This is a genomic window from Natrinema gari JCM 14663 (assembly GCF_000337175.1).
GTDB classification, from domain to species: domain Archaea; phylum Halobacteriota; class Halobacteria; order Halobacteriales; family Natrialbaceae; genus Natrinema; species Natrinema gari.
Genome location: NZ_AOIJ01000044.1, coordinates 50,097 through 73,333, shown reverse-complemented (window position 1 = coordinate 73,333; position 23,237 = coordinate 50,097). Strand labels below are relative to the sequence as shown.

General features: G+C 61.9%; 15 protein-coding genes, 1 tRNA gene and 1 pseudogene. 13 read left to right on the top strand and 4 right to left on the bottom strand.

Translation table 11 applies throughout. The features are described 5' to 3' along the window. The first annotated feature begins 384 nt into the window (after window positions 1-384). The 4 genes from C486_RS07470 (at window position 385) to C486_RS07455 (ending at window position 3,579) form a co-directional block, all read left to right on the top strand. Window positions 385-753 (top strand): hypothetical protein, encoded by a 369-nt coding sequence (locus C486_RS07470; protein WP_008454748.1) that lies wholly within the window; start codon window positions 385-387, stop codon window positions 751-753. Further along, window positions 731-1,441, top strand: coding sequence for a HEAT repeat domain-containing protein (locus C486_RS07465; protein ID WP_008454747.1), 711 nt, complete (start codon window positions 731-733; stop codon window positions 1,439-1,441). The genes C486_RS07470 and C486_RS07465 overlap by 23 nt, the downstream gene beginning before the upstream one ends. Window positions 1,442-1,841: 400 nt before the next feature. Further along, window positions 1,842-2,966: a suppressor of fused domain protein gene (locus C486_RS07460; RefSeq protein ID WP_008454743.1), complete on the top strand. Its 1,125-nt coding sequence runs from the start codon at window positions 1,842-1,844 to the stop codon at window positions 2,964-2,966. 142 nt (window positions 2,967-3,108) lie between these two features. Beyond that, window positions 3,109-3,579, top strand: coding sequence for an SMI1/KNR4 family protein (locus C486_RS07455; RefSeq protein ID WP_241432477.1), 471 nt, complete (start codon window positions 3,109-3,111; stop codon window positions 3,577-3,579). Between the two features lie 15 nt (window positions 3,580-3,594). On the opposite strand, the gene C486_RS07450 is transcribed toward C486_RS07455, so the two are convergent. From C486_RS07450 to C486_RS07440, 3 genes are all read right to left on the bottom strand, one after another. Continuing rightward, window positions 3,595-3,954, bottom strand: a complete 360-nt coding sequence (locus C486_RS07450; protein ID WP_008454739.1) for a hypothetical protein — start codon at window positions 3,952-3,954, stop codon at window positions 3,595-3,597. Then, a complete protein-coding gene (locus tag C486_RS07445; RefSeq protein WP_008454737.1) occupies window positions 3,929-5,899 on the bottom strand; it encodes a HEAT repeat domain-containing protein in 1,971 nt (656 codons plus the stop codon). The genes C486_RS07450 and C486_RS07445 overlap by 26 nt, the downstream gene beginning before the upstream one ends. An 87-nt stretch (window positions 5,900-5,986) precedes the next feature. Further along, window positions 5,987-10,378, bottom strand: coding sequence for a hypothetical protein (locus tag C486_RS07440; protein ID WP_008454736.1), 4,392 nt, complete (start codon window positions 10,376-10,378; stop codon window positions 5,987-5,989). A gap of 292 nt (window positions 10,379-10,670) precedes the next feature. Here C486_RS07440 and C486_RS22270 point away from each other — a divergent pair, with 292 nt between their 5' ends. The 9 genes and pseudogenes from C486_RS22270 (at window position 10,671) to C486_RS07400 (ending at window position 22,536) form a co-directional block, all read left to right on the top strand. After that, window positions 10,671-17,543 (top strand): hypothetical protein, encoded by a 6,873-nt coding sequence (locus tag C486_RS22270; protein ID WP_008454735.1) that lies wholly within the window; start codon window positions 10,671-10,673, stop codon window positions 17,541-17,543. Window positions 17,544-17,611: 68 nt separating this feature from the next. Beyond that, window positions 17,612-17,728: pseudogene (locus C486_RS20910) on the top strand (IS630 family transposase); the annotation flags it as partial. Between the two features lie 325 nt (window positions 17,729-18,053). Beyond that, window positions 18,054-19,316, top strand: coding sequence for a translation elongation factor EF-1 subunit alpha (gene tuf, locus C486_RS07430; RefSeq protein ID WP_008454734.1), 1,263 nt, complete (start codon window positions 18,054-18,056; stop codon window positions 19,314-19,316). After that, window positions 19,317-19,625, top strand: coding sequence for a 30S ribosomal protein S10 (gene rpsJ, locus C486_RS07425; protein WP_004215311.1), 309 nt, complete (start codon window positions 19,317-19,319; stop codon window positions 19,623-19,625). Between the two features lie 237 nt (window positions 19,626-19,862). Beyond that, window positions 19,863-20,555: a rhomboid family intramembrane serine protease gene (locus tag C486_RS07420; protein WP_049910254.1), complete on the top strand. Its 693-nt coding sequence runs from the start codon at window positions 19,863-19,865 to the stop codon at window positions 20,553-20,555. A 190-nt stretch (window positions 20,556-20,745) separates the two neighbouring features. Next, window positions 20,746-20,817, top strand: a tRNA-Ala gene (locus C486_RS07415). 176 nt (window positions 20,818-20,993) lie between these two features. Then, window positions 20,994-21,425, top strand: a complete 432-nt coding sequence (locus C486_RS07410) for a hypothetical protein (protein WP_049910252.1) — start codon at window positions 20,994-20,996, stop codon at window positions 21,423-21,425. A 121-nt stretch (window positions 21,426-21,546) separates the two neighbouring features. Next, window positions 21,547-22,008 (top strand): ribbon-helix-helix domain-containing protein, encoded by a 462-nt coding sequence (locus C486_RS07405; protein ID WP_008454731.1) that lies wholly within the window; start codon window positions 21,547-21,549, stop codon window positions 22,006-22,008. Between the two features lie 132 nt (window positions 22,009-22,140). Beyond that, window positions 22,141-22,536 (top strand): hypothetical protein, encoded by a 396-nt coding sequence (locus tag C486_RS07400; protein ID WP_083866011.1) that lies wholly within the window; start codon window positions 22,141-22,143, stop codon window positions 22,534-22,536. Window positions 22,537-22,541: 5 nt separating this feature from the next. Here C486_RS07400 and C486_RS07395 read toward each other — a convergent pair whose 3' ends face one another. Then, the gene (locus tag C486_RS07395; RefSeq protein WP_008454727.1) at window positions 22,542-23,237 is read right to left on the bottom strand and encodes a hypothetical protein; all 696 of its coding nucleotides are present in this window, start codon (window positions 23,235-23,237) and stop codon (window positions 22,542-22,544) included.

Below are 23,237 nucleotides of genomic sequence, written 5' to 3'. Positions count from 1 at the left end.
TGACGCGCCCTTCGAGGTGTACGACGCAGAGCGTACCAGTATCTACGCAAACGTCGTCTGTCAGGCCTGTGATGCACGGGCAGTGAGCAGTACCGGTAACGAGCCGGCGGTTGGCAGGGAGTATCTGCGACGTGAGTCCGACGAGCCCATCGACAGCGCTGTGGTAGCCGACGTCGGGGACAATCCCGTCTTCATCGACGGCCAGCAGTGCTGGCGACGATACAAATTCGGTGGTTGGATCACACGACTGGACGAACACGACTGTGAATCAGTCGGGGAATTTCGGCGGAAACACCGAGACGACGTGTGACAACTGAGGCTCGGAGGGTGGCGACGGAGTTATCACTTGGGCAGATTGATAGTCTGAGAGAGCATTCGACAGGTATGGGAACAGACAAGCAGTATCTCAGCGTCGAACCGATCGAAGGGACCGATCGGGACGAACTGCTGAACAGACTGTTAGTGGGTGATCTGTACGATGCTAGAGAAGCAGAACATGACGGTTGTCTCATCGTCGCTGGAAACGGTGGAGATTTCGAGGCACCCTGGGAGAAACTAGCGGCGGTCGGTGACGCGATCGTCCGGGCATTCAGCCTGACTGTCATCGATACCACTGCAACGGGTATCGGTACGTTGTACCGATGTGAGAGTGGCGAACTGGTTGAAGTCGAATCACTCGAAGGCAGGGACCGGTACGGGATCGACGTCGTCGATTACTTTAAACGAGAATATGACATCCAAGGCCCTCGATAACAACGTTAGAACGCTCGACTGTACTGATAGTGCCGATAGACGAGCGGCAGCGAAAGAGTTGTATCTCCGTTCACAGCACGTCGACGAAAGCGGTCGAGAAACGCTTCTCGAACTGCACCCGTATCTGGACGACGACGATCCCGTCGTTCGTGCCCATATTGGGGCTGTCGTCGGCGAAGCAGGCTTCGATCAACAGACCTTCGACGACTGCGACCCGATACCGCACTTCGAGGCCCTTCTCGAACTCTTCACTGACGAAGACGACCGGGTTAGACAGACGGCACTCGGCGTGTTCTGGAATCGACCGTATACACCGCTCTGGGACGACCCCGAACTGTACGACGATCCGGAACAGGTGCGAGAACTTGCCGCGGTCGGATTCGCGTCCTGTCTCGACGACGAGACGGACCTCATCAGAAAGCGCGCTGCACAGCTGTTTCCCGTCTCACTTCTCACCGACCATCCGACGCTCGAAGCCCACGTCGTTCCCGTGCTTATCCGGCGACTCGACGACGACTTCGAGATCGTACGAACCGCTGCCAGTGAGGCGATTACCCATCTGCTCGAGAACGTTCCAGCGGTGGTTCGTCCCCACCGTGATGTATTGCTGGCACACCTCGAACAGCGCGACGATGACGACACAGTGGCTAAACTCCGGGCACTCATCAGTGTCGACCCTGATGAGTGAAGAGACAACATTGGCCATGGCACAGGAAGTCACGGGCCAACGCGAACACCAGTGACAGTCGCCAAAGGACTTCGGTTCGTGCTTGGAACGCACCGACCCCGCCAGCACTCACGACGCCCGTCAGTTCGCCGACCGGACACCCAGCGAATTCCTAGAAGGTTCCCGTCTCGTGGTGGCCATCGATAGTCTCGTCGTCCATTTCAGTTGCCTACGCTGGACACGGGGGTGAATTGCACTGGTTACAGTCCGTCCACTCCGAACGGTGTTCGAACGCTAATCCTGTATTTTCTATTCGAATAGTATTAATGTAATCCAGACAGACATACTGTATGCGAACTGAAATATCCACGGCTGGTGGGGGTACTGCCAGACTGTGTCAGAACCGGAGTACTGAGACGGAATGAGCAAGAAAGCGATGTACACTGCGGTGTCGGATGGCGACCTCGACCGCGTCCGAGAGGTCCTCGGCAGCGATCCCGATCTACTGGAAGAGGAGGTCTACCTTGGAAAAACGTGGCTTCATTTCGCCGCGTCGAACGATCACATCGAGTTGATGGAATACTTCGTCGATGAGGGACTCCCCGTCGACGGCCTGGTGGACGACTCCGATCCCCCGATCAACAAAGCCGCAATGGACGGCTCGGTCGAGACCCTGCAATGGTTTCTCGATCACGGCGCTGCGGTGAATGGCAACTCAGACTGCGTCCCACCATTGGTCGATGCAATCCACTCCGGGTCCGTCGAGAAGGTGAGGCTGCTGCTCGAAGCCGGCTCCAGAACCGATTTCACCTGGGGTGAACTCGGCTACTCTCCGATTCCGTTCGCGAAGTCCTTCGGCGAGAGTCACGAGGAGATCGTCGAACTCTTACGAGACGCGAGCGGGCCGGACGCGGACTCACTCCCAACCCACAGGGCGAACCTCGAACGCTATCTGGAAACGGTCTACGGTGAGCCAGAAAAACTCTCCCTAGAGGGTGGTGACGAGGGAATCGATGTCTGCGTGATTCGACAGCAAGGCGACGATCCGCGGACGATTCTCGCCACCGTCGGCATGAGTACCGCGCCGCTGGTTCTCCCGGACGACGCACCGCCGGGCGCAGAGGAGTACAGATATGCGGAACTGACGATGCAGTTGCCACCGGACTGGCCGCTCGACGACCAGGCGCTGACGCAGGACGAATACCGCTGGCCGGTCGAGTGGCTGCAACGCCTCGCGCATTATCCCCACGATACCAGGACGTGGCTCGGGAAGAGCCGAACGTACTCCAATGAGGACCCACCGGAACCGCTCGCCGACAACACGGACATGTCCTGTTTCCTGACAGTCGTGAATCAGGAGCGCGAGGAGCGCGTCACGAAACCCGACAGTAGCCCCGTGCAGTTCTATTCGGTGTATCCTATCTACGAGGAAGAGTGGCAATACGTCGAGGAGCACGACCCAGCCGCACTCCTCGAACTGTTTCAGGAATTCGACATTCCGAGGGTCGTCGATGTCGACCGGCCGAACGTCACGACGCTCGTCTAAGTCCTCTCCAGCACGTCGACCCAGCAGTCTCGTGGCTGCCCGTCCGCTCTCCGTATTCACGATTGATCGGAACTGGTCTTTTCGAATGACAATCGCTATTTCGGTCTCCCTCGTCGATTGAACAACCCCAATGATAACCGAGATGCGAGACACGGGACCGCCGGTCACTGCGGAGGAATTGGAATCGCTGGAGACAGCACTCGGCGGGGAGCTGCCCGAGGCGTATCGGGAGTTTCTCCGCGAGTACAACGGCGGGAAGCCACGCGAAGCCTCGTTCGAGTTCGCGGACCCACTGGACGGTCGGTCGGGTGCCTCCGTGAACGACTTTCTTGGCATCCGCGACGACTCCCGGGACATCGAAGGGTGCTACGACACCGTCGAACACTGGATTCCGGAGGGGCTCTGTCCGATTGCGGAGGGATCGGGCGGTGATCTCGTCCTCCTGTCGATTCGTGCGGATTCCAACGGCGAGGTGTTCTACATCGATCACGAACTGCCCGGCGAGCGTCCGTTCGACGGGAGTGCTGGCAACTATCCCGAGAACACCACTCGCCTTGCGGAGTCGTTCGACGACTTTCTGGCCCTGCTGTACGACATCGACGCACCTCGATGAGACAGTCCCTCGAAGCTACTCGACCTCCAGAATCACGTACGCGGCGGCGACTTGCTGGAGCTCAGTCTCGTTCACCTCGACGGCATCGGGGTGGGCCGAGTCGAGTGAAAGGAGTCCCTCGGCGATCGTCGACCGGACGGAGAGATGCTCCTCGTCACACTCGAACCGAGCGGTGAGCGCCTCGACGGCCGTGGCGGTCAGCGCTGAGTGGGCGACGCCGACCGCGGCGAGTGCCGTCGCGGCCGACGACCGCTGATCTCGACCACTGTCGAGAGTCGTCCACAGTGACCGGCGGACCAACGACCGAAGCGGTGGGTTCGAGTCGCCATCCGTCGTCGTATCCCAGGGGCTACTCGTGAAGGGGAGGCACCGCATCGATGTACCGCTGGAGTTCCGTCTCGGAGCGTGTGACGGCATCGGGGTGGGATCGCTTGATCGTCCGTACCGCTTCGGCAATCGATGCCTTCACCTTGATATATTCTTCGTCACAGTCGAGGCGGGACTGGAGGACATCGGCGGCTGGGGCGGCAAGTTCGGGGTGGGAAGCGCCGATCCGCCCGAGGGCTTCAGCAGTCTCTTCCCGCAGTTCAGCGTCGACATCACCGAGGTCGGCCTGCAACTCGTCGAACCAGTGTGGGTCTATGTTGGGATCCGACGCGCCGATCTTCCCGAGGGATTCGAGGGCTGCCACTCGAACGCCGCGATCCTCGTCGTCCACGAGTGGCCGCAGGCTGTCACTGACCGTCGTCGGTAGTTCCGTGTCGGCTGCTGCAATCGTTCCGAGTGCCTCAGCTGCCGCCTCGCGCACGTACCGTTGTCTGTCCTCGACAAGCGTCTGAAGATCGTCTCGGACGAGCGCGGCAACCTCGGAGTCGTCGGCCCCGATCTTCCCAAGTGCGATTGCGGCGGCGCTCCGATTGTGGAGCGAGCCGTCGTCAAGCAACTCCCGAAGGTCCTCAACGGCTGGCCGAACTGTGACTGAACGGCTGGCACCGATCTCGCCGAGTGCTTCGGCGGCGTCACACGAGAGTACCTCGTCGTCGAGGCAGGTCCGGAGGTCTTCAATGGCAGGGTCGAGTGCCTCGGGATGTGCGGCACCGATTCGCTTGTACGCATCGATGATCCCAGACACATCGACCTCGTCGTCGGAATATCTCTCATCCACCGCCGCGAGGATTGGGTCTGTGGTGTCCGCGGTACTGTCGAAGCGGTCGTCCAACGCCGTAACGACGCGCGGTGCGACCTCAGGGTCCGCTGCTGCAATCTTCCCGAGTTCCGTCACGGCGGCGTTGCGCACGGACTCGTCATTGTCGTCTACCAGCGTCACCAGGTCGTCGACGGTTGGTCGGACAGCAGCAGGCCGGACGGTCGCGATGTCGCCAAGGGCTTTCACGGCACCTGATCGGAGACGGTGATCGTCGCTTTCGAGGTGTGGGGTGATACGGTCCAGTTCGGGAACGACCGCATCGGGATGTGCGGCACCGATCCGCCCGACAGTTTTGAGTATCTCCCCACGGGCCAGGTTGCGAAACCGATCTCCCGTCTCCGTTTCAACACGTGTCAGCAGCTCTTCGACGACGACCGAGAGTTGGTCAGGATAGGCGATAGCGACGTTTGCGAGTGCGGCCGCAGTGCCGATCTGCTGTGGTCCCGCCTGTTCGGTAAGCCGGTCTCGCAGGCCCTCAACGACGGGATCGACGATATCGGGACAGACGAGCGCGATCTGGACAAGTGGCGCTGACAATGGACTTTCCTCGACCGTCTCGTCTTCGGTCAGTGCGAGCAGGTCGTGTCTGGCAGGCGCGATCGCCATCGGGTAGGCGTATGAGATCGTCGCCAACAGAGTGATTGCACAGCCACGCAGCGACTCGTCATCAAGGCAGTCGATGATCTCGTCGACGTGCGGGCGCAACAGCACGGACTTGGTCTCGGCGAGTGTCTCGAGCGCTGTCACGGAGGTTTCTCGCACGTGCTCGTCTTCGGTGTCGAGGTTTTCCACGAGCCACTCGACAGTTGTATCGAGCGCGTCCAGGTCATTCTGTGCGACCCACATGAGCATGTCGCGGGCCTCCTCCCGTGTCCGTCTGGTCTCGTGGACGACGTACGGCTGGAGGGCCTCTGCGACACGTCGAGTGCAGTTGGGGTGGGCCCCGATCTTCCAGAGGGCTTCCTGGGCGTCCGAGCGCCCGTGGCGGCCGTCGATGAGCGCACACAGGGCCTCGATCTCTTCGTCCGTCACCGTGGCGGGATCGACTGTCTCTCGGAGCTCCTTGGCTCGTCGCGCTTCGTCGTCGGGGTCGTCTGGGGTATCGTTCGTCATGTTGTATTCCGAAATCGGGTTGGGAATCTACTTATCGGGGCTGTCGTCTGTTGTCGGTCAGCGAGTCCTCTCGCTACAGCATCGAGCTCACCGATCCTCCTGTCTCGGTGGGTTCTCACCATCATCGGTATCACGGTCAGTTGTCGAATCCGGCCCGTCGGCGGGGTCGTCAGGGTCGTCGACACCCTCCGCATCGAAAATGGCGCTGGAGATGTCGCCGTTGTCTGTGGCTTGGAGTCCCTGATCGAGGCGTGTAATATAGTCCGCGCGTGCTCGACCATTGGCCGAGAACAGCGTGTCGCGCGCGTTCGAGAATGTTCGTTCGTGGGCTCCATCGGCGCGGAGCAGATCAGCATCGATCGCATCCTGAACGGACTCGTTCACGGCGTCGATACACGCTTCGATCCGTGTCCAGGGGCCGTGGTTCTCTGCACCCTTGACGATCACATCGGCGTAGAGGCCTTCCAGGAACGCTTCCGGGTCGTTCACGTACGATCCCCTGGTGAACTCACGGAGTTCCGAATCGAGTCGTCGTCGCCACTCGTCGGCATCGTCCTGCACTGCCTCGAACAGGGCTCGAACGTACACGTCGGCGACGAATTCGTCCGGACAGTCCGGCGCTTCCCGCGTGGCGGTCGATTCGATTCTGTCGCTCACGATCTCGAACCACTCGTCGGTCACCGGGCTGTCGGCGTGAGTTCGACCGACCGTCGCGAGCGCCTCGGCGAAGATCCGCTCGAAGATGTCGGCTCGGTCGAGTTCGATCCAGTCGAAGGAGAACCCATCGTCGAGAACCGACAGCACCTCGATCACACAGAAGCGGACCTCCTCGGACTCGACGCTGGCGGCGTGTCCGAGTGCGCCACCGAACACCGAGGCCACGTACACGACTGGGTGTGGTGGATTGTCCGGCGCGGTCGCAGCCGCTTCGATCTGGGACAGCACCGCCTCGACCAGTCGCTCGTGCGTGCGTTCGCCGACGTCAGACCGAGTCAGCACCGCAGTCAGAATCTCTGCGTCGACCGTCGCGAACGCGTCGAACCAGGCCGTCTTGTCGGGCTCGTCGATGGACTCGCGACTGGTCCGTAGCGACTGGACGAGCACCGTAACCCACTCCTGGGTACGACTCGATGCGCCATCGGCCGCCCAGCGAACGGCTGCGCCGCCGTAGACGTCTGCGAGGAACTGAACCGGGTCGTCGATCGACTCGACCGAACTCGCCCGTGCTTCAATGCAGTCCGTGATGCCAGTGTACCACGTGTGCTCTTCGCGTGGCGTCACACTGGGGTCAGGTTCGGCCAAATCGCCAAACATGTTCCACTCGTCCCAGTGGCCCCACTCGTCCGACCCGTCCATCCCGTTCGTCACGACGCTGTCGTCCGAATCAGCCGAATCAGGTTCGAACCCCTGAACGGCTGTCGAAAGGGCGTCGCGATATACGGCTGTCAGATGCTGGGTCCGTTTCTGGGTGGACTCCGTGGCGGCACCACCCCGTGTCACTGACTCGTCGTACAGTGCCATCCAGTCCTCGAAGCCCAGTGAGTCGTCGAACGGAATCGATTCTACGCCGTACGGGTACTGACTGACCTGATCTGGGTATTGCTGCTCGACGTTGCCAAAGGCCGCGAAGGCCGTGGCGTGCAGCATTGCCCGAAGTTCCTGTTCGGCCTCGAAGTGGCCGGCGTCTGCGATGGCGTCGACGAGGCGGTGACACGTCGCAAACAACTGCTCGGCGCGGTCGAGGTCGCCCGTCTGGACGACGGTCCGAACAGCACCCCCGTAGGCATCCGTCACGAACGCCTCGGGAGCCACGTCGCGTGTCGACACTGTCGCTGTGTTGCACATACTGAGCCCGACGGCATCGAGCCAGGGGCCGATCCGGTCGTCCGAACACTCGTGTTCGAACACCCACTGGCCGACAGCGGCGACGTAGAACGCTCCGAGCATCGCTGTTCCGGCGTCCTGTTCGGTAATGATAGCGACCGCGTCGCTGGCACGAGACTGGATATCGGCCACCCAGGCAGCCATCGCCTCGGGCGAACAGTCGACATCCGCGACAGCCCCAAGCATGGACCCGAAGCTCTGTGCGAGCACGACCGTCGTAAAGTGATCGCTGGGGCTCGAGGCGTACTGGCGAACGAGGGAGACGACCGTCGAGAGACCGCCGTTCGCTGCCGCTGGATTCTCCGCCCGTCGGACGATCCGGCCGACGGCCTTCCCGTAGACGAAGTGGAGCGGAAACCGCCACCCGTCGTCCGCAACCATAGCGTGAAGCGTTTCGTCGACACACCCAATTGCGCCGTGGTTTACCACCGATCCGTCCGACGGCTGTGCGAGCCTCGCCAGCGCACCCGAGAACGCGGTGGCAAACGGCTCTAAATTCACGCCGAGGCTCACCTCGTGGGGATTCGATACCTCGTTCGTGACCTCTAACACACCGAGTGCGACCGCGTGGACCCACTCGTCAGTTCTCGGATTAGCCAACGCAACGGCTGTGATTGCGGTCTCGTACACTTCCCCCCGGTACTGGAGAGCCTCCTCCGTGTCGGAACTCCGATTCCGACCCACGTCCGCCACGAGGTCGTCGACGAACGAGAGCCACTGCTGTGCTGCGTCGGGCCCGTGTGTCGTCGAGACGATGTCGACAACCTCGGCAAGAACACGCCCCACGAACTCCCCATCGAGTGCGTGATCCGGAACACCCGCAATGGCTGCTACGGTGCTCTGGTCGGCGACCGACTCGACATCGAGGTTCCGACGAGATGGGAACTGCACCGTGTTCCAGCCAATCACATCCAGTAGCTCCTGAGCAACGTCTGCCGGGTCACGATCAGTATCGACGCTCGGATCCTCGACCGAGAACTCGACGCGGTCGGTCCAGGCTGGAAGTTCGTCACAGCCAGCCCGTTCAGCGACCTCGTCGAGGCGCTCGCGGTTGGTGTCGTCACAGATGAGCAGCGCGCCGGCACAACTTCCGTCCCCGACCCACTCGGGGAGTGCTCGGACGCCTTCGTCGCTGATTATCTTCGCTGGTTTGGCCCCGTACGTCGCGACGACGACCGTGTTCGGTGTCGCTTCGATCCCGGTCCGAATCTGGTCGGGGTTTCTCAGGTCGGGGAGTTTGACGGTCGTTCCCCAGTCCTCGAGTTCCGAAGCGAGTGTGGCAGCGACCTGTCGTTTTCCGCTCGATTTCGGGCCATCGAGGACGACCAGCCCGCCATCGAGCGCATCGAGGAGGTCGTCGCCATCGTCGTCGTCCTCCCCGTCGACGAACGACCGCCAGTCCAGCCCCTCCTCGTCGGTCTCGTCTGGCTCCTGAATCGTGCCCGGGAGCTCACGCTCGGCAGCAGCCTCGTGCAGTGCCTCCGGCCCGTCCCAGTGCCAGGCACCGACGAGTGGCGAGGAGCCATACGCTTCAGGGTCCGTGGAGACGGTTTCGAGCGATGCACTCTCCGACTGTAGCGCATCCAGTGCGTCGTCGAGTGCCTCACGAGACACGTCGAGGATCGGTTCCTCGTCGTCGGCCGCGAGACGTTCGTGAATTCGTGCTCGCATCGACTCCCCAGCGAAGACCTGGAGGTGGTCGGCTGTTCCAGGCGGGAGATCCAGGGCACGTTCCAGTGCCTCAGCGGTCGGTGAAAGTGTCCGATTTCGAGCGAGGGAATCGAGCCAGTCCCCGTCCTCGGCGATTCCAACGGCGACGAGCGCGAGCGCAGCCAGTACTGCTGGCGACCGCTCGTTCGGGATTCGGCTGGGGAGACCCCCTCTCGGAAGGAGTCGTGCGATGGCATCCGCGAACTCGCTATCGAAGGGACCACTCGTGATCTCACATCCCTCGAACACTCGTCTGACGTCGCCAGGCAGGAGCACTGCCGACGTGTCGTGTTTCGAGAGGGGGAGAAACGCTTCCGGCGTGACTGTCCCGTCGTACCATCCCAGGTGCTCTTGCAGTTCCGGGGTGGTGAAGTAGTAGGGTGGATATCTAGCTCGTTCCAGGACGGCGGCTCGCTCGTCGGCACCCAATCCGTGCGTTCCACCTGAGAGACGCTGTCGAACCTCGTCGATTGCTGTCCCGGCAGCAGTCGGCGGCGTTCGAACCACCACTACCCTGTCGACAGTCTCGATGAAACTCCCCGAGACTCCCAGATCACTCCGGCAAAGCCAGTCGAAACTCCGGGGGTGGGTGACGAGTACTGCGCCACCCGATATGGAAAACAGCGATTTCTCCCCGTACTCGTAACTGTAGGTCGAGAGGGACTCGTCGTCGAGGGCGAACGCTGCTGAGACGAAGTCCTCGACGATTACGAGTTCCCCGTCGTCAGCAACGTCCGTCTCGGGCAGTCGGTCGACGGACTGCCCCAGTGGCCGTAGCTGCTGTGACGTTCCGATACCGGGTGCACCGAGAACGAGGGTTACCTCGCCCAGTTCGATGGTGTCTGCCAGTTCGTCAGGTCTGACTTCTTGTATCGTGGAATCCATGAGTGTACTGCAACCGACCCTGTTGACGACTCGTCTGAGAGAACGACAACGGCAGGCGGATATATCCAGTTCGTTATGAAGGTAATATAATAGTTGCTATCGGGCAGTAGTTATCCACTGATCGCCGATCTGACTACAGCTATTGATCTGGCTGCCGCGTCGATTCGCACGTCTGATGGCCCCAGACCTGTGTTTGCGGTGCTCCGTTACTCCAACCGATGGAGTGGGATTTTATTTCACTCGAAACAGGACAATCACATTGTTTATTGTCAGCCGGGTCGGATATCGCGTAATGAACGGCGACGAATCACCCACTGAAGCCGCCACTGGTCCGCCTCCGGCCCACACTGAGATCGTCGAGGCGCTTCTCACCGCACTCGATTCCGATGCCGCCCCGTCCCGGCACGAGGACCGACAGTCACACGTTGACAGCCTCATCCCGCGACTGGCGGACACCGCTGCCGACGAGCATCAACCTCGGATCGCCGACACTTTCTTTGCAGCCATCGTCGATGCGGTCGAAACCGGACAGTTCGAACAGCGTTCGGTTCCCCTCGACCGCTTCGAGTCCATCGTCGCGCACAATCCGAGCGCTGACACACTTCGACAGCTACTGGCTCGGACACTGATTCGGGCAATCGAGGACGACGGGGAATCGGGACGGCTCGAGTCCATGGCGACCCATCTCGACCGCATCGAGACACTGGCTGGCGAGTACGTCGCCGACGACAAGATACAGTATCTCCGTTCACGGGCGCTCTCCACCGCTGCCTATCACGAGGGAGAGGCGGGTCGATTCGATGTGCTCCAGACCAGGATCGAGCACCTCGATGCGCTTACCGAGGAAAACCAACACTCCGAGAGGATTCGACAGGAGTTCGCCCAGACACTCGTCAACGCCATCATCGATGCGGGGAACGCCGGCCGGCTCGACAGTCTCGAGACCTGGCGCAGTCGACTCGAACTGCTCGTCGCCGAGTATCCCTACTCGCGACTCCACCTGCCACTCACGAAAGCGCTCTCGGTTGCCAGCTTCCACTACGCGTCGGCTGGTCGGTTCGAGGAACGGCGGGCGTGTCTCGACCGGCTCGACACGTTGGCCGACGAGTACCCTTCCACCGCCGCCGTCCAGCGCCGCTGTGCGACTGCACATTCTCGTGTGCCAGAGCACCAGCGTGAGGACCTGGACGCACTCGAAAGTTCACTAAATCGCCTGGACGCCCTCGCTACCGACAATCCGGACGATTTTCGGGTGCAACTCACGGTCACACGAGCCGACCTGATGGCGACACTGACCGGTCGTCCCCTCACCGAGTCGTTCCCGGAACGGCTCGACAGGATCGAAACACTCGACGATGACAAGGACTGGCTCACTCCCGAGGAGCGTCTCGGACAGCTCGCCGAGACTGTCGTCACCAGGAGTTTCGAACCCGTCGACACCGGGCAGTTCGAAGCCGAGACGCTGCGTCATTCCCTGGATTGTCTCGAATCACGGGTCGAGGCACATCCCGAGAACGCCTTGCTCCGTCTCGTATTCGCCCACGCGCTTCGCGTGGCATGTGCCGCCAGCAGTTCGGCAGAGTCGCTTGAAACGCGGCGGGACATGCTTGACCGACTCGACGCGCTCGCGGACGCAGCGCCCGCCGACACCGAGGCTCAGACGGTTCTGGCACGGGCCATCCGCACCGCCGCGTCGCACGATGGCGACGCCGGTCGGTTCGAGACGCTCCAGACACGACTCGCCCGACTCGAAGCGTTGGCTTCGGAGCATCCCGATTCCGAGCGGATTCCTCACGAATTCGGGACGGCGCTCACCAACGCGATAATCGACTATGGGGACACGGGCCGGTTCGCAGACCTCGAAGCCACCGTGAAACGACTTCGAACCCTGGCCGACGATACTCCGGCGACACGGATGCAACACTCACTCGCGAAGGCCTACGCTGTGGCGACGACCGAGGAAGGGAGGGCCGGCCGGTACGAGCAGGTTCGGACCTACCTCGACCGACTCGAAACACTGGCTGCCGGCGCGCCACTCGAATGGCGGGTTCAGGCGGCCTTTGGGAAGGCACTGGCGAACGCCATCCAGTACGAGAGACAGACCGATGCACTCGATACCGTCCGGGATCGGTTCGACAGCTTCGAGACACTGGCTAGTGACCACCCGGAGAGTGGGGTTCCGTTCCACCTCGCCGAGGCACTCCGCGATGCCATCCGGACCCTTCTCGACCCAGTGTTCTCCGCCGACGACAGCCCCCTCGAGTACGAACGCCTCCAGGCCTGCCTCGACCGACTCGACGGGCTCGCCGACGACCACCCCGACGACGAGGAAATCCAGCGCAGATTCGCGAGCGCACTCGCAAACTGTGTCGCTGCAACAGCACACGAAGACGAGGCGGAGGGTCGGCTCGGCGGTGACGACCGCCGACGCCACCTCAAGCGGCTGGAAACCCTCGCTGCAGGGTATCCCGACGACGAGCGTCTTCAGGCCGAACTGGCCAGCGCACTGGCCAACGGAACGATTGCCGCGGCGGAGGCGGACTCCCTCGCGGACCGACGGACCTACAAGCAGCGGCTGGATTCGCTCGCCGCCGACTACCCCGAAACCGACGATATCCAGCTCGCACTCGCGAACACCCTCTCGCTCCTTACGTTCCACGACTGTGAAGCCGGTCGGTTCGCGGATCTCCAGACGCATCTCGATCGTCTGGAGACACTGGCGGCTGCCCGACCGTCCGACGACGAGTTCCAGTCGGCACTCTCGAAGGCACTGGTCAACGTCGCCCCATACGAGTGGGAGACGCCGCAGCTCGCCGACTTCGAGAGCCGGCTCGACCGATTCGAGGCGCTGGCCGCGGAGCATCCGGACAGCAGCGTCCAGACCCATTTCGCCGGCACGCTCGTCGGAGTCGTCCGGTCTCTCGCCGTGCCGGCCTATATCGAACACAGTGAGGGACCGCTCGAATACGATCGGATTCGGCGCTACATCGAGCGGCTGGAATCGCTCGCGGCCGACTATCCCGACGAGGAGGAAATCAAATGCCGTCTCGCCGAGGGACACGCAACTGGTGTCACGGTAGCGGTGTCCGAGGGCCAGACCAGTGAGGCTGCAGTCACGGATTTCGAGTCGTCGCTCGACCGTCTGACTGCACTCGCCACCGAGTATCCGGAACCGATCGAGATCCAGTCTCAGCTGGCGACTGCGCTCCGGACGGCCACTGGCTTTGCTGTGACAGCCGGCCGAGACAACGACCGTCTGCAGTATCTTGAGCGGCTGGAAGCACTGGCTGCCGAGCATCCACACGAAGACGTCCTGACCGAACTCGCGAAGGCCTTCCACCACATCGCCGATGCCGACGGTAAGAACGGCCAGATCGAGGGTGTCGACCAGCAGCGCCATGTCGATGTTCTCGCTGGCATCGCCGCCGAGTACCCCGATGACGACGTGGTCCAGCAGCAACTCGCCAGAGCCCTCTCCAATGCAATCCAGTACGAAGGGGCGGCTGGCCGATTCGCCGAGCTCCGGACCTGCCTGGACCGACTCGACGCACTGGCCGACGCACACCCAGACTCCGAAGCTATCGGGGTTCAGCTTGCCATCGGCCACCTCAATGCCACGGTTCCTCTGGGTGAGGCCGGCCGGTTCACCGAGGTCGCGGCCTCGGTCGACCGCATCGAGACGCTGGCGGGGGAGTACCCCGACAGCACCGAAGCGATCCAGCGCCGACACGTCAAGGCCCTCTCCAATGCCGCGAAATACGCATGCGAAGCCGATCGACCCGGAGACCTGCAGACCAGTCTTGAACAGGCCGAGACGATAGCAGGCGACTATCCCGCGACAGACGAGATCCAGTATTCGTTCGCACTCGTCCTGTTCAGCGCCACGAAAGCCGAGGCAGAGGCCGACCGGTTCGACGACTGTCGGTCCCGTCTCGATCAGTTCGAATCCCTCACGGCGGCACACCCCCACATCGAGGAGATTCGACACAGGTTCGCGAAAGGACTCCATTTCGTGGTAAACGCTGCGGCGGAAGCCGGCCGGTTCGAGGTCGCCGAGACGACGCTTCAGCGACTCGAATCGCTCGCCGAACGGTCACTGGACGAAGAAATTCAGGTTGAATGTGCTCGAGCGCTCGTCAACATCACACACCACGAGGGGGCGGCAGGTCGAGTCGAACGACTCACTGACCGTCTCGACCGACTGGAACACCTCGCTAGCGACTACCCCACCGAGGAGCTGACCTTCCGACTGTCCCAGGGCCTCTTCAATGCCGTCCGGTACGAAAGCGAGGCTGGCCGGTCCGACGAGGTGTCCGCACACCTCTCCCGTCTCGACCATCTCGCCGCAACGTCCAGTGACCCCCGGATTCGCCGGCAACTCGCGAAGGCACTCTCGAACGCAGCAACGTTTCAGGGAGAAGCCGACCGATTCGATGCGTTCCAGCAGTCGCTCGACCGCCTCGACGCCCTTGCTTCCGCCCATCCCGACGAGTCGATTCACGGTCACCTCGCCAAGACGCTGTTCAACGGGACGTGCTACGCGGGCGAGAGCGGACGGCTCTCGGTGCAACGCGGGTATCTCGGGCGGCTCGAAACCGTTGCAGAGAGCTTCCCCCACAGTGCCGAGATTCAGCAACGGCTCGCAGAGGGCTTCCGGAGTGTCGCCTCGGCCACAGCCGAGTGCGGAGAGTTCGCCCAGCAGCGACAGTATCTCGACCGTCTGGCGACGCATGCCGACCAGAATCCCGACGACGAGGAGATACAACACCAACTCGCCAGTGCGCTTGCCGGTGCCGTCTACTCTTGGGGCGAAAACGGTCGATTCGACGACGTTCAGCGGTCACTCGACCGGCTGGAAGCCCACGCCCGTGCGTATCCGGGCCACATGGAAGTTCAGTCCCAGTTCGCAACGGGCCTGTTCAATGCCGTGTATCACGCGGCAGACGCCGACCGGCTCGACGTGGCTCAGACGCACCTCGACCGCCTCGATGCCCTCGCGATGGAGTATCCAACCACCGACGAGATACAGCTCCAGCTCGCCAACGGACTGTACAACGTTGCAGGGTCGGAGGGCAAAGCCGGGGCATTCGAACGACTCGATGCCCGCATCGACCGACTCGAGCAGCTGTGTGACGCCACACCGACCGAAGCGATTCACGTCCGCTACGCGAAGGGGCTCTGCAACGCGGCGACGTACAACGGGACCGCTGGACGGTTCGAAGCGGCACACTCCTGTCTCGACGATCTCGATTCGGTTCGAGCCGAGTACCCCGACAACGAAGCGATTCGAACCCGCCTCGGCGAAGCGCTCTATCACACCAGCTACTTCCGGGGCGAAGCTGGGCGGCTCGAGGCAGAGCGGGCGGATCTCGACCGGCTTGCGGAACTCGCCGCCGAGAATCCGGAGACCGATACACTCCAGCGCAATCTCGCCAAGACCCTGGCCAGCTGTGCCACACACGCAGGAAATCACGGTCAGTTCGAGGCCCTTGACCGCTTTCTCGACCGGCTCGACACGCTGGCCGATGACCAGCCCGACGACGAGGAGATACAGTCACGGTTCAGTCTCGCGCTGTTCAACGCCGTGAACAACGTGGGCCAAGCCGGTCGGTTCGAGCACCAGCGAGGACTTCTCGACCGGCTGGAAACCCTCGCCGAGAACCACCCTGGCATCGAGGAGATTCACGTCAGACTCGCAACTGCAACCCTGAACGCGACGAAGGAGCAAGGAGATGCCGGGCTGCTCGTCGGTCTCCACGTCCATCTCGACCGCCTCGAAGCACTCGTCGCCGACTTCCCGGACAACGCGGAGATCCGGAACGCGTTCGCCACCTCGCTGTACAACGTCGTCACGTTCCTGGCCGAGGCCGACCGGATGGAGGACCTCACGACAGTCCTGTCGCGTCTCGAATCCGTCACCGAAGCCTCGACCGAGTTCGTGGCGGTGCAACGCCAGTTCGCCGACACCCTCCGAGCGGTAGTCTATCACATGGTTTCGGCAGGCCGATTCGAGGACGGACAGGACTATCTCGACCGCCTCCACCGCCTCGCTAGCAGCCATCGTGACGATACTGAAATCCAGTGCCACTACGCAAGCGCGCTGCAGACGGCTCTCTCCCACGAGAGTGACGCCGGTCGGGTCGACGTACTCCCGGCGCGACTCGACCAGCTCGAAACCATCGCAGCGGCCCATCCCGAGAGCGAGCGGATCCAACGCACGTTCGCGTCGGGGCTGCAGACTGCGGTCCTCACCCAGCGTGAGGCAGGCCGATTCGACCACGATCAGGACTATTTCGACCGCCTCGAAACGCTCGCACGCGACCATCCGACCGACGAGGAGATGCAGGTCGTCCTCGCGGACGTTCTCGCGAACGGCGGTTCCCTCGACCGACTCGAATCACATGCTGGTGCATATCCCGACATCGCCGATGTCCAGGCAGCCTTTGCAACGGCACTCTGGAATGCCACGTTCCACGCGGCCGACGCCGGTCGGACCGACGCTGTGGAGACACATCTAGACCGTCTCGAAACGCTGGCGACGACGTATCCGGATATCGAGACGGTCCAGGAGCGCTTCTCGAAAGCGATCTTTACCACCGCGCGATACCAGGCCGAGGACAAGCGGTTCGACGCGTTCGCACGGTCAGTTGATCGCCTCGAAACACTGGCTGCCGACAATCCTGCCGCCGATGCGATCCAGTCCGATTTCGCACAGGTCCTGTTCAACGCGGTTTTCGCGTCGAGTGGTGCCTGGCAGTTCGAAGACGCGGCGGGCTACCTCGACCGACTCCAAGCCCATGCCGAAGACCATCCCGATAGCGAGGAGCTACAGTCAGAATTCGGTGCTGCGATCTGTAAACTCATGGAACGCGAGGCGGCTGCCGGTCGACGCGACGACTTCCAGGCTCACCTTGATAGTCTCCAGGCCCTCGCCCGGGACCGTCCCGATAGCCAGACGATCCAGCGGCGACTCGCCTGGGCACTGGGTCACGCCATCGAAAATCAGGTGGGGACACTCGACGACCGTCAGTCGGCTCTCGAACGACTCGAACTGCTCGCCCACGAGTACCCCGACGACGAGGAGATACAGTCACAACTAACCAGTGCACTCCAGTTCGCTCCCTTCGCCGATCACGACCGATTCGACGGTCCCTCGTCCATCTAATCCGAACCCCACCGTCGAAGGAAACCGCCGTTTCGACGGCAGAATCAGCCGAGAGGGACACGTTCGGGAGACAACTTCAATCAGCACTTAGAAGCCGGTTCTTTGACTCACGTTCTGCACTCACAACAGCGATTGATACCGCTCTTGAGCAACTCTCGCTTCCAGAAGTGAGCAATTACTTCTAATGGCTGCTATACGCTGCTCCGTCTCATCTCCGTGTGGCCGAACGGTCCGGACCGATGTCGTCGAACGGCGGTTCTCCGTCGCCGATTCTCCTCCAAAGATTATCAACGCGTGCGCGTCGGAATCTCGAAAATCTTTGACGGGACCGCACCACTTCTCGGACCCGTTTCTCAGCGGCAGTTATCGTCTTTCGAACGTTCCGTGTCGTGTGAATGCTAGCCAAACCGCAAGACGGCGTCGGGATGGGGAGAATACGCTTTCGAAATGGTTTTAACCGCAACGAGCCAAAGGGACCGATATAAGCGCCTCTGCGCGTGAGCTACAACAATGAGCGACCAACACCAGAACCTGGCCATCATCGGTCACGTTGACCACGGGAAGAGTACGCTCGTGGGACGACTCCTCTACGAGACGGGGAGCGTACCCGAGCACGTCATCGAACAGCACCGCGAAGAAGCAGAAGAGAAGGGCAAGGGTGGCTTCGAGTTCGCCTACGTCATGGACAACCTCGCCGAGGAGCGAGAGCGTGGTGTCACCATCGACATCGCCCACCAGGAGTTCTCCACGGACGCCTACGACTTCACCATCGTCGACTGTCCGGGTCACCGCGACTTCGTGAAGAACATGATCACGGGCGCATCCCAGGCGGACAACGCCGTCCTCGTCGTCGCCGCTGACGACGGTGTCGCGCCCCAGACCCAGGAGCACGTTTTCCTGGCTCGAACCCTCGGTATCGACGAGCTCATCATCGGCATCAACAAGATGGACATCGTCGACTACGAGGAGTCGACGTACGACGAGGTCGTCGAAGAGGTCAACCAGCTGCTCAAGCAGGTCCAGTTCAACACCGAGGACGCCTCGTTCATCCCGATCTCGGCGTTCGAAGGCGACAACATCGCCGAGGAGTCCGACAACACGCCGTGGTACGACGGCGAAATCCTGCTCGAGGCCCTGAACGACCTGCCCGAGCCGGAGCCGCCGACGGACGCGCCGCTCCGACTCCCGATTCAGGACGTCTACACCATCTCCGGTATCGGTACCGTCCCCGTCGGACGTATCGAGACCGGTCTCCTGAACACCGGCGACAACGTCTCCTTCCAGCCCAGCGACGTGGGCGGCGAGGTCAAGACGATCGAGATGCACCACGAAGAGGTGCCCAAGGCAGAACCCGGTGACAACGTCGGATTCAACGTCCGCGGCATCGGGAAGGACGACATCCGCCGCGGTGACGTCTGTGGCCCCGCCGACGATCCGCCAAGCGTCGCCGAGACGTTCCAGGCCCAGATCGTCGTCATGCAACCCCCCAGCGTGATCACGGCCGGCTACACGCCGGTCTTCCACGCCCACACGGCACAGGTCGCCTGTACGATCGAGTCCATCGACAAGAAGATGGACCCCTCGAGCGGCGAGGTCGCCGAGGAGAACCCCGACTTCATCCAGTCGGGCGACGCTGCTGTGGTCACCATCCGACCGCAAAAGCCCCTCAGCATCGAGCCGTCCAGCGAGATCCCCGAACTCGGGAGCTTCGCCATCCGCGACATGGGTCAGACCATCGCAGCTGGCAAGGTCCTCGACGTCAACGAGAAATAAATGCAGCAGGCACGCGTTCGACTCGCGGGCACGAGTCCAGACGACCTTGACGACATCTGCGACGACGTCCGCGAGATTGCGAACAACACCGGCGTCAACCTGAGCGGGCCGATCCCGCTGCCGACGAAGACTCTCGAGGTGCCGACCCGGAAGTCGCCTGACGGCGAGGGCACTGCGACGTGGGAGCACTGGGAGATGCGCGTCCACAAGCGCCTGATCGATCTGGACGCCGACGAACGCGCACTCCGACAGCTCATGCGCATTCAGGTGCCAAACGACGTTTCGATCGAAATCGTCCTCGAAGACTAAGCGCTCATCGAGGTCGATTCGATCACGAGCCGAATTCGAGCTATTTCCCCGTTTTTGCGGTCGTCGAACGCGTTTCAGTAGCGGTAGCTAAACGCGTCGAACGTACGGGAGCCGCGGACAGCCACCGGCTACCCCGGCGTCACCACACTCCCCACACACGCTCTTCGAATGCCGTCGGCTCGGCCCCCCGACCAGTAAGTGCCGGGACTTTTGTCGCTCGCCGTCGCACCCACCCGTATGGCGAGACACTCGCGGTCATCGTCGGGGTCCGGTGTCCGGTCCGATCCGGGATCGGGCGGATCGGACGCGGGCTCGAGCAGCCCTGTGCTTGAGGTGCTCGTCGCCTTCGCGGTCGTCTTCGCCGCTCAGGGGATCACCGCGTTCGCGGGTGTGATGGGCACGTTCTTTGTCCTCGCGCCGCCGCTGACGACGAACCCCTGGACGATCGTGACGAGCGTGTACGCCCACAGCGGGCTGGGCCATCTCGTCTCGAACGCCCTCGCGTTGCTCGTCTTCGGCTGGCCGGTCGCGCGGGCCACGACACGGTGGCGCTTTCACGCCTTTTTCGCGAGTACGGGCGCGATCGCCGGGGTTGCCCAAGTCGCTCTGACCGGCGTCTTCGCTTCGCTGCCGTTCGTCCCCGTCGCGCCGACGGCCGTTCTCGGGGCCAGCGGTGCCGTCTTCGCCCTGCTTGGCTATCTCGTCGCGTCGAACCGGCTCTCGACGGGGCTGGCCTCGTTCATCGACGTGCCACAGTGGCTCGCGGTCCTCGTCGTTCTTGGGCTCGCGACCGCGGTCACACTCGCGACTGCCGCACCCGGCGTCGCGCTGATCGCCCACTTCGCCGGCTTCCTGGTCGGAGTCGTCGGCGGACGCGCTCGCGTCCTCGCCGTCGGCTCGAGGGGGCTCTCAGACTCCGTGAGCGGTTGAGACCCGGTGCTGACGACTGAGACGGTCGGTCACTCGGTGAATGCCACGTCACTGGACGCGACGCACTCGTGGCCGTTCGATCGACAGCCGATGACCGGACGCCGCCGCGATCACGGGACCCGTGGTGTCGTGTCCCGCGCTGCCCTCGAAACACAAGCTACAAATAGAAACCGGGGTTAGGAACGGGCGAGGGCTCGTAGATCAGTGGTAGATCGCTTCCTTCGCAAGGAAGAGGCCTCGGGTTCAAATCCCGACGAGTCCATCTCGCTGTTTTGACATTTCGAACTATCCGCTAAATCGTATCGCTGACGGTCGAGTCGACAATTTGCTCGAGACACAATCCCGGAAACAACCGGGCAAAAATCTGAGTGATTCCTTCGAAATCAACCGGGTCGACGCCGTCCGGCGATTAGATCGAAGGAAATCGGGGTGGTTGGCGTGAGTACCTTCCAGCCACCATCAGATGGTGGACCTCTCGACTTCCTGACTGAACGCGACAGTGACACGGAGTCGTGGGCTCAAGCGGATCCACGCGAGGCGCTGATCGAATCGTTCGGCCGGTTCGGCTACAAGGTGACGCTCAGAGACGGCGAGAGCGTCCACTACTGCGCGCTCGGCCTCGAGGACGCCGAGTACATTGGGCGGTGTGACTGCAAAGGCTGGGAGTACCACGACGGCCCGTGCGCTCATCTCTGCACGCTCCGGAAGGCCGACTTCCTTGGACTGATCAATGTCGAGGCAACCGACGGCAGCCCCGACGACGAACACGAGATGCGCCACGCGACCAACGAAGCGCTCGAGGGGGAGCCCCACGACGCGGCGATCGAACGGTCACGCGACTACGAGCGGGAGGTGGAGGGTCGCGCATGACGCGCACGCACACCCGCGCGATAACCCTCTCCGTACGGGTCCCCACCCCCCTTGCATACGAACTGCCTATCCCGACGCCGTCCCCGTATTCACGGGATATGCAAATCGGGGTGAGCCACTGATGGGTCGGATGGATCACAACCCCTCGAGTCGCGTCTCGTTTGGCTGTCCCAACGAGCTGCTCGAGACGCTCGACGAGATCGCCGACCGCGAGGATATGAATCGAAGCGAGAAGCTGCGCGAGCTGGTCGAGAAAGAAGTTGAGGCAAAGGGTGATCTGAACGAACCCCAGCCGATACTTCCCGATGACGAGCGGCTCGCTGAAGCCTACCGGATGCTCCACGAGAGAGCGTCTGCACCCCATAAGATCAAGCGACGGGTCAAACTCGAGACAGCGAAAAACAAGCTCTACGACAACAGCACGCCCAAGAGTGCTGTTCTCGACGAGATCATCAAGCCGCTCAAAAGTATGGACTACATCTCGGTGGCGACAGGTCATGAGAACGTCTGGATCGTCGTCCCACCGATGCGCTACACTGACGGCGAAGACGTGGTCGAAGCTGGCGAAAAGGCAATCGCATAATCTCTTCTGCTGATTTTCTACTGGATCTTTCTCCGATCGAGGGGTCCAAGGGTTTAATATTCTATCCTTGGTACGCCGAATCGAATGCAAATTTGTCGGAGAACCGCACTTTCTCTCGGTGGGAGTCTCAGTATGGCCGCCCTTTCAGGGTGTAGCCGTCTATCCTCGGAACCGTCTTATCTCTCATTGACTCTTCTCAATTTTGACTCACAAGAGCATGAACTGATCCTTGAGATCCTCCGCGCAGATGCAGATGACTATGTAGATGCGGTCGTAGTGAAGGATCAGTACAAACTATCTGCTCCTCCAGTGGACAGAGTAGCATCCAAACGCGTCGAAGATGAAATCCTCGAGAGCGACACCTACATTGTGAATGTCGGCTTAGAAGAGTCACCTGCGACGACCGATACGTATCATTTCTATCCAGCACTTCAGGACGACGACGAACGTAATGACCGGCTCTTTATCGAGATCCGTACTGAACGGGATAGCTCTGAACTATACTTCGACTTCCAACAGAATCGCTGAAGAGATTATCGAAGCGAACCACCCATGCTGGTGTTGTTTCCAGCATACAGCCCGTTCAATTCGCGAGGTTCAAAGACGAGGACGACATCGTTGTCGGTCGGGCCGATCTCGACATCGATCGGCGTGTACCAGGTGTAGTCGACATCTGCCCGGCCGGAACTCGCGACGAGGATGAAGTCGTCGTAGTCCGATCGGAGCGTGTAGACGCTAAACGTCCCGTCGTCTGCGACCGGACCGACCGTCGGGAGATCCCTCATCGCCATGATGTACTTCGCGTTTCCGATCGGCTTCCCGTCCGTATCGACAGCCACCCCCTCGAGAGTCCGAAAGTACGACCCCGGGATCAGCGTCGTCCGTTCAATATGACCCCCCGACCCTGCTCTCGAGACCGCCTCCCGAGTATCGAACCCGATCGCGTAGGGTGTGAACGGGACGGTCTGCCGGGTCGGTTGTACCGTCGGACTGCGTCGGGCTGTGGTGGTGTCCGCGGCAGAGATCGCCGGTGCCGTGGTCGTCGGCCCGGCAGCGGCTCGTGTTCGTCTACTCGTTGCGCTCACTCCCTCCCCGGCGGTCGGATCGAACGCGACTGTCTGGCGAGACGGGGTGACCGTCGGTCCGAGGCGCGTGCTGTTGAAGTCACTCGCCGGCACGATCGCTATCCCTCCATCACCCAGTGCCGAGGAGGTGGTCAGCGTCACCAT

Bases quoted from the DNA above. Each gene is read 5' to 3' on its own strand.
- C486_RS07470 (WP_008454748.1), top strand. From the start codon at position 385: ATGGGAACAGACAAGCAGTATCTCAGCGTCGAACCGATCGAAGGGACC.
- C486_RS07465 (WP_008454747.1), top strand. From the start codon at position 731: ATGACATCCAAGGCCCTCGATAACAACGTTAGAACGCTCGACTGTACT.
- C486_RS07460 (WP_008454743.1), top strand. From the start codon at position 1,842: ATGAGCAAGAAAGCGATGTACACTGCGGTGTCGGATGGCGACCTCGAC.
- C486_RS07455 (WP_241432477.1), top strand. From the start codon at position 3,109: ATGCGAGACACGGGACCGCCGGTCACTGCGGAGGAATTGGAATCGCTG.
- C486_RS07450 (WP_008454739.1), bottom strand. From the start codon at position 3,954: ATGCGGTGCCTCCCCTTCACGAGTAGCCCCTGGGATACGACGACGGAT.
- C486_RS07445 (WP_008454737.1), bottom strand. From the start codon at position 5,899: ATGACGAACGATACCCCAGACGACCCCGACGACGAAGCGCGACGAGCC.
- C486_RS07440 (WP_008454736.1), bottom strand. From the start codon at position 10,378: ATGGATTCCACGATACAAGAAGTCAGACCTGACGAACTGGCAGACACC.
- C486_RS22270 (WP_008454735.1), top strand. From the start codon at position 10,671: ATGAACGGCGACGAATCACCCACTGAAGCCGCCACTGGTCCGCCTCCG.
- tuf (WP_008454734.1), top strand. From the start codon at position 18,054: ATGAGCGACCAACACCAGAACCTGGCCATCATCGGTCACGTTGACCAC.
- rpsJ (WP_004215311.1), top strand. From the start codon at position 19,317: ATGCAGCAGGCACGCGTTCGACTCGCGGGCACGAGTCCAGACGACCTT.
- C486_RS07420 (WP_049910254.1), top strand. From the start codon at position 19,863: ATGGCGAGACACTCGCGGTCATCGTCGGGGTCCGGTGTCCGGTCCGAT.
- C486_RS07405 (WP_008454731.1), top strand. From the start codon at position 21,547: ATGGGTCGGATGGATCACAACCCCTCGAGTCGCGTCTCGTTTGGCTGT.
- C486_RS07400 (WP_083866011.1), top strand. From the start codon at position 22,141: ATGGCCGCCCTTTCAGGGTGTAGCCGTCTATCCTCGGAACCGTCTTAT.
- C486_RS07395 (WP_008454727.1), bottom strand. From the start codon at position 23,237: ATGGTGACGCTGACCACCTCCTCGGCACTGGGTGATGGAGGGATAGCG.